Below are 7,528 nucleotides of genomic sequence, written 5' to 3' on the forward strand. Positions count from 1 at the left end.
AATTTTTCAGGTGGTCCCGTCCCGCCGCTTCTCACTGCCCTGCCCGTCACCGCTGGCGGCCTATTACGTGCTGAAGAAGAGTAACCCCAGCCCGTACATGTTCTTTATGCAGGACAACGAGTTCACTTTGTTTGGTGCGTCGCCGGAAAGTTCACTGAAATACGATGCCACCAGCCGCCAGATTGAAATTTACCCGATTGCCGGTACGCGTCCTCGCGGTCGTCACGCCGATGGAACGTTAGATCGCGACCTCGACAGCCGCATTGAACTGGAGATGCGCACCGACCATAAAGAGCTTTCCGAGCATCTGATGCTGGTTGACCTGGCGCGTAACGATCTCGCCCGAATCTGTACGCCAGGCAGTCGGTACGTGGCAGACCTGACGAAAGTTGACCGTTATTCTCACGTTATGCACCTGGTCTCTCGCGTCGTCGGCGAATTACGCCACGATCTCGATGTCCTGCACGCCTACCGCGCCTGCATGAACATGGGCACGCTGAGCGGGGCACCGAAAGTGCGGGCAATGCAGTTGATTGCCGAAGCCGAGGGCCGTCGACGCGGCAGCTACGGCGGTGCAGTCGGTTACTTCACCGCGCACGGCGATCTGGATACCTGCATTGTGATTCGCTCCGCGCTGGTGGAAGACGGTATCGCCACCGTCCAGGCGGGTGCCGGTATTGTGCTCGATTCTGTTCCCCAGTCAGAAGCCGACGAAACCCGTAACAAAGCGCGCGCGGTCCTGCGTGCCATTGCCACCGCGCACCACGCACAGGAGACTTTCTGATGGCTGACATTCTGCTGCTCGACAACATCGACTCATTCACCTATAACCTGGCAGATCAGCTGCGTACCAACGGTCATAACGTGGTGATTTACCGTAACCATATTCCGGCTCAGACTCTGATTGAGCGTCTGGCCACCATGAAGAACCCGGTACTGGTGCTGTCTCCAGGCCCTGGCGTACCCAGTGAAGCAGGTTGCATGCCGGAACTGCTGACCCGTCTGCGCGGCAAGCTGCCAATTATCGGTATCTGCCTGGGCCATCAGGCGATTGTCGAAGCCTACGGCGGCTATGTCGGACAGGCCGGCGAGATCCTGCACGGTAAGGCGTCCAGCATTGAACACGATGGACAGGCTATGTTTGCCGGTCTGACGAATCCGCTGCCGGTTGCCCGCTATCACTCTCTGATCGGTAGCAATATCCCTGCCGGCCTGACCATCAACGCCCATTTTAACGGCATGGTGATGGCGGTTCGTCATGATGCCGATCGCGTGTGCGGCTTACAGTTCCACCCGGAATCCATTCTGACCACCCAGGGTGCACGTCTGCTTGAGCAGACGCTGGCCTGGGCGCAGCAGAAGCTGGAGCCGACCAATACCTTGCAGCCGATCCTCGAAAGACTGTATCAGGCACAGACCCTGAGCCAGCAGGAAAGCCACCAGTTGTTCTCCGCCGTGGTACGCGGTGAACTGAAACCGGAACAGCTGGCTGCCGCGCTGGTCAGCATGAAGATTCGCGGCGAGCATCCGAATGAGATTGCCGGTGCGGCAACCGCCTTACTGGAAAACGCTGCGCCGTTCCCCCGCCCTGATTATCTGTTCGCCGATATCGTTGGCACCGGCGGCGACGGCAGTAACAGCATTAATATTTCTACCGCCAGCGCTTTTGTCGCGGCGGCATGCGGCCTGAAGGTGGCAAAACACGGCAACCGCAGCGTTTCCAGTAAATCCGGCTCATCAGACCTGCTGGCCGCCTTCGGTATCAATCTCGATATGAATGCCGACCGATCGCGTCAGGCGCTGGACGAACTGGGCGTTTGCTTCCTGTTTGCCCCGAAATATCACACCGGATTCCGTCATGCGATGCCGGTACGCCAGCAGTTAAAGACCCGTACGCTGTTCAACGTACTGGGGCCGCTGATTAACCCGGCGCATCCGCCGCTGGCGCTGATTGGCGTTTATAGCCCTGAACTGGTTTTGCCGATTGCCGAAACCCTGCGCGTGCTGGGTTACCAGCGTGCCGCGGTCGTACACAGCGGCGGAATGGATGAAGTCTCTCTGCATGCGCCGACCATTGTGGCGGAGCTACATGACGGCGAGATCAAAAGCTATCAGCTGACGGCAGATGACTTTGGCCTGACCCCTTACCACCAGGAACAACTGGCAGGCGGTACGCCGGAAGAAAACCGTGACATTCTGACACGCTTACTACAAGGTAAAGGTGACGCCGCCCATGAGGCAGCCGTTGCCGCAAACGTCGCAATGTTAATGCGACTGCATGGTGAAGAAGATCTCAAGGCTAATGCGCAAACCGTTCTCGAGGTCTTGCACAGTGGTTCCGCTTATGACCGAGTCACCGCTCTGGCGGCAAGAGGGTAAATGATGCAAACCGTTTTAGCGAAAATCGTCGCAGACAAGGCGATTTGGGTGGAAGCCCGCAAACAGCAACAACCGTTGGCCAGTTTTCAAAACGATGTCCAGCCCAGCTCGCGTCACTTTTATGACGCCTTACAGGGCGCGCGTACGGCTTTTATTCTGGAGTGTAAGAAAGCCTCCCCGTCTAAAGGCGTGATCCGCGATGATTTCGATCCGGCGCGGATTGCCGGGGTGTATAAACATTACGCCTCCGCCATTTCCGTTCTGACGGATGAGAAGTACTTCCAGGGCAGTTTTGATTTCCTGCCGATCGTGAGCCGCATCGCGCCGCAGCCGATTTTGTGTAAGGACTTTATTATCGACCCTTACCAGATTTACCTTGCGCGCCACTATCAGGCCGACGCCTGCCTGCTGATGCTTTCGGTCCTCGACGACGAGCAGTATCGCCAGCTTTCTGCCGTGGCACACAGTCTCAAAATGGGCGTGCTGACAGAAGTCAGTAATGAAGACGAACTGGAGCGCGCCATTGCGCTTGGCGCGAAAGTGGTCGGGATTAACAACCGCGACCTGCGCGACCTGTCGATTGACTTAAATCGTACGCGCCAACTGGCGCCGAAACTGGGCCAGGGTGTGACGGTGATTAGCGAATCGGGGATCAACACCTACGCTCAGGTTCGCGAGTTGAGCCATTTTGCCAATGGTTTCCTGATTGGTTCCGCACTCATGGCGCATGACGATCTTAACGCCGCCGTACGCCGTGTTCTGCTGGGCGAGAATAAGGTCTGTGGCCTGACGCGTCCGGAAGATGCCAAAGCCGCCTGCGAGTCTGGCGCGATCTATGGTGGACTGATTTTTGTTCCTTCATCACCTCGTTTTGTCAATATTGAACAGGCCCGCGAAGTGCAGTCCGCCGCCCCGCTACAGTATGTTGGCGTATTCCGCAATCACGACATCGCCGACGTCTGTGAAAAAGCTGTACAGCTTTCACTGACAGCCGTACAGCTGCATGGCCGCGAAGATCAGGCGTATGTTGATGCGCTACGCGCCTCGCTGCCTGAAAACGTACAGATCTGGAAAGCGCTGAGCGTCGGTGACACTCTCCCGGCCCGCGATTATCAGCATGTCGACAAATACGTGCTGGATAACGGCCAGGGCGGCAGCGGTCAGCGTTTTGACTGGTCGTTACTGCAAGGACAATCGCTGGATAACGTATTGCTGGCAGGCGGTCTTGGCGCGGATAACTGCGTTGAGGCGGCTAAAACCGGCTGTGCCGGTCTCGATTTTAATTCAGGTGTAGAGTCACAGCCGGGCATCAAAGATGCACGCCTTCTGGCCTCGGTATTTCAGACACTGCGCGCATATTAAGGAAAAGGACATGACAACATTACTCAATCCCTATTTTGGTGAATTCGGTGGCATGTATGTGCCGCAGATTCTGATGCCTGCTCTGCGTCAACTGGAAGACGCGTTTGTCAGTGCGCAAAAAGATCCCGAGTTTCAGGCCCAGTTTACCGACCTGTTGAAAAACTACGCAGGGCGTCCCACCGCGTTGACCAAATGTCAGAACATCACCGCCGGGACCAATACCACGCTGTACCTGAAACGTGAAGATCTGCTGCACGGCGGCGCGCATAAAACCAACCAGGTGTTAGGTCAGGCATTGCTGGCAAAACGCATGGGTAAAACCGAGATTATTGCGGAAACGGGCGCGGGCCAGCACGGGGTAGCTTCGGCGCTCGCCAGCGCCCTGCTCGGCCTGAAATGCCGTATCTACATGGGGGCAAAAGACGTTGAGCGCCAGTCACCAAACGTCTTCCGTATGCGTCTGATGGGTGCGGAGGTGATTCCGGTTCACAGCGGTTCAGCCACGCTGAAAGACGCCTGTAACGAGGCGCTGCGTGACTGGTCTGGTAGCTACGAAACCGCGCACTACATGCTCGGCACCGCTGCTGGCCCGCACCCGTTCCCGACCATCGTGCGTGAATTCCAGCGCATGATCGGTGAAGAAACCAAAGCGCAGATCCTCGAAAAAGAGGGTCGCCTGCCGGACGCGGTGATCGCCTGCGTGGGCGGCGGTTCCAACGCCATCGGGATGTTTGCCGATTTTATTAATGAGCCAAACGTTGGGCTGATTGGTGTAGAACCGGGTGGTCACGGGATTGAAACCGGTGAACACGGTGCGCCGTTGAAGCACGGTCGCGTCGGGATCTATTTTGGTATGAAAGCGCCAATGATGCAGACCGATGAGGGACAGATCGAGGAGTCCTACTCCGTCTCTGCAGGTCTGGATTTCCCGTCCGTCGGCCCACAGCATGCGTACCTGAACAGCATTGGTCGTGCCGACTACGTGTCGATCACCGATGATGAAGCGCTGGACGCCTTTAAAACGCTCTGTCTGCACGAGGGCATTATCCCGGCGCTCGAGTCGTCACACGCCCTGGCCCACGCGCTGAAAATGATGCGTGAGAATCCGGAGAAAGCGCAACTGCTGGTGGTTAACCTTTCCGGTCGTGGGGACAAAGACATTTTCACCGTACACGATATTCTGAAAGCGCGAGGGGAAATCTGATGGAACGCTATGAAAGTTTGTTTGCACAACTAAACGATCGCAAGGAAGGTGCCTTTGTTCCCTTCGTGACCCTCGGCGACCCTGGAGTTGAACAGTCGCTGAAGATTATCGATGCCCTGATTGAGGCAGGTGCAGATGCGCTGGAGTTAGGGATCCCTTTCTCCGATCCGCTCGCTGATGGCCCGACCATTCAGAGCGCCACGCTGCGCGCGTTTGCCGCTGGCGTCACGCCGACCCGTTGTTTTGAGATGCTGGCCGCCATTCGCGAAAAACATCCGACCATTCCCATTGGTCTGTTGATGTACGCGAATCTGGTATTCAGCAAAGGTATTGACGCGTTTTATGCCAAATGTGCCGAGGTCGGCGTGGATTCGGTTCTGGTCGCCGACGTGCCGGTGGAAGAGTCTGCGCCATTCCGTCAGGCGGCGCTGCGCCACAACGTTGCGCCGATTTTCATCTGCCCGCCCAATGCCGATGATGACCTGCTGCGCCAGATCGCCTCTTATGGCCGGGGTTATACTTATCTGCTGTCTCGCGCAGGGGTGACGGGCGCAGAAAACCGCGCTGCGCTGCCTTTGCATCATCTGGTAGAGAAACTGAAAGAGTACAACGCCGCGCCTGCTTTACAGGGCTTTGGTATTTCCGCACCGGAGCAGGTGTCTGCCGCCATTGACGCAGGCGCCGCTGGCGCGATCTCCGGTTCAGCGATCGTCAAAATCATTGAGAAAAATGTCGAGCAGCCTGATCAGATGCTCGCAGAACTGAAATCATTCGTCAGCAGATTAAAAGCCGCTACCCGTCAGTAATACCCAAAGACCGCCAGTCTCGCGCTGGCGGTCCCATTATTTAGCCTGCTTCATTTTGTACATCTCGCCATCTGCATACTGAATGGCATCATCAATGCCCTCAGTCACTTCGGCTACGCCCCATGAGATGGAAAGCGGCACCTTCATCTCCTTCACGCGAAACTGATACTCATTGATTTGCTGGGTGATACGTTCCGCGATGGCGACCGCATCGCTCGTTTTCGCCTTATACAGCACAATCACGAACTCATCTCCCCCGGTGCGAATCACCAGATCGTCACTGGTGCGGGTATTGGACAACATCCGGTTGGCAATAATCTGTAGCGCTCTGTCCCCGGCAACGTGTCCCCAGGTGTCGTTAATTGCTTTGAATTTATTGCAATCAACCAACACCACCGAACTGTCAGAGAGATCCCGCCGCTTGATGATGTCGAGAATTTTACGGTTGAAACAGCCCGTCAACGAGTCGATGTAGACTTTCAGATCGCTCTCATTTAGCCAGGATTTTAACCCCATCATGATCAGTACAAAGAAGAACGGCGCCATCAGGATCAGCAACCCCGCCTGGGTGTCATGCATCGCAAACCCACTGAGCGAGATAGCGTAGTGAATGACATATTTCTCAGAGAGCACTTTGAAGGCAATTTCCGGACGCTTTTTACATTCCCCCCACAGACAAAGCGACTGCTGATTCAAAGTATTCACCAGCGAAACGTTCAGCCCATGCGGCACCTGTCCATCAAAGGCGTCGCGTAATGCCTCCTGAAGTTCCGGCTTCGCATGATCGTAAACCAGATAGCCAAGGATATGGTCGGAAATCTCAGTACGCGAGAGGTCATAAATATAACTCACGACGCTAAAGGCTTTCTCATCCGTGATTTTATCGTTATAAAAATCCGTGGAGCTTAAGGCCTTCGTTTTGACACTCTTTTCCAACAGGCGGGTATAAAAATCGACGGGAGGTAAAAAGAAGTCGGAGATATTCTGCGCCATTTGCGACGTACGATAATTAAACGCTTTGGTGTCAGTCGGCGTAAACCAGTAAAAATAGCTCGCATCCTCGGCAATAACGTAGCGATGAGCATCGAAATTTCCGGGGTTAAGCTCATTCACCCTACCGCGAATAAACTCAGCGGCGGTATACATGCACAGTGCGTTCAACGTCGGTTCACGCGCCACCATCGCGCCCGATGCGGAGTGAATGCGTTTCCTGTCGGCGTTAATTCCCCAGACCCTTCCACGAGGGAGAAATAGTGACATGGCACCACACTGATCGGCGGCTTTGATCTGCCGGTAGCGCACGCCGGTCGCATCCGCGATCATTTCATTATCATTGAAGATATCAAGCATCCGCGTTTGCAGGCGGTTCATTCCTTCATTGACTGCTGCCAGTCGCTGCTCATAAATAATAAACAAAAAAAGTGATGTAAATAGCAGCGTGGTTAGCGCTGAAATAATAAGTGCCTGTCTGTTTCTTAAACTGTCCTGCACGATTTTCACTAAGGCACCCTGAGCATCAACACGCTGTTAACACTACGTTATTCGATTTTAAGAAGGCAGTACAGGTCTCACGGGAGAATCTCGCCCTTCTGTCAGACGACTTGTGAGTAGAACCGCCCCGCTACAAATAATTTTAGTCTACCTGCGCCGCTTTACGTGGTGCGCAAACACTCAGCGTTAGCCTGTCATCAGGCTGAAAGAGCGGTTTTGATGCCTGCGTCCTCTGGGTTGTAGCACTGATCTGCGACCAGGAATTTTCTTAAAGAGACAGTCTTAT

General features: G+C 55.1%; 6 protein-coding genes. 5 read left to right on the forward strand and 1 reads right to left on the reverse strand.

Going from position 1 to position 7,528, the window contains the following annotated elements:
* The 5 genes from AB7E14_RS17275 to trpA all read left to right on the forward strand — a co-directional run.
* Positions 1-784 (forward strand): anthranilate synthase component 1 (locus AB7E14_RS17275; RefSeq protein ID WP_428169716.1); only part of this gene is annotated, 784 nt, incomplete at its 5' end.
* Positions 784-2,379, forward strand: coding sequence for a bifunctional anthranilate synthase glutamate amidotransferase component TrpG/anthranilate phosphoribosyltransferase TrpD (trpD, locus tag AB7E14_RS17280; protein WP_044257722.1), 1,596 nt, complete (start codon positions 784-786; stop codon positions 2,377-2,379). The genes AB7E14_RS17275 and trpD, both read left to right, overlap by 1 nt.
* A gap of 3 nt (positions 2,380-2,382) precedes the next feature.
* Positions 2,383-3,741, forward strand: coding sequence for a bifunctional indole-3-glycerol-phosphate synthase TrpC/phosphoribosylanthranilate isomerase TrpF (gene trpCF / locus AB7E14_RS17285; protein WP_061070675.1), 1,359 nt, complete (start codon positions 2,383-2,385; stop codon positions 3,739-3,741).
* 10 nt (positions 3,742-3,751) lie between these two features.
* Positions 3,752-4,945 (forward strand): tryptophan synthase subunit beta, encoded by a 1,194-nt coding sequence (gene trpB, locus AB7E14_RS17290; RefSeq protein WP_054176246.1) that lies wholly within the window; start codon positions 3,752-3,754, stop codon positions 4,943-4,945.
* Positions 4,945-5,751 (forward strand): tryptophan synthase subunit alpha, encoded by an 807-nt coding sequence (gene trpA / locus AB7E14_RS17295; protein WP_044327870.1) that lies wholly within the window; start codon positions 4,945-4,947, stop codon positions 5,749-5,751. Before trpB ends, trpA begins: the two co-directional genes overlap by 1 nt.
* A 36-nt stretch (positions 5,752-5,787) precedes the next feature.
* Here the strand turns inward: trpA and AB7E14_RS17300 are convergent, their stop codons facing one another.
* A complete protein-coding gene (locus AB7E14_RS17300) occupies positions 5,788-7,251 on the reverse strand; it encodes a GGDEF domain-containing protein (RefSeq protein ID WP_316961716.1) in 1,464 nt (487 codons plus the stop codon).
* Positions 7,252-7,528 lie beyond the last annotated feature (277 nt).

This window comes from Citrobacter sp., from assembly GCF_050252275.1.
GTDB classification, from domain to species: Bacteria; Pseudomonadota; Gammaproteobacteria; order Enterobacterales; family Enterobacteriaceae; genus Citrobacter_A; species Citrobacter_A amalonaticus.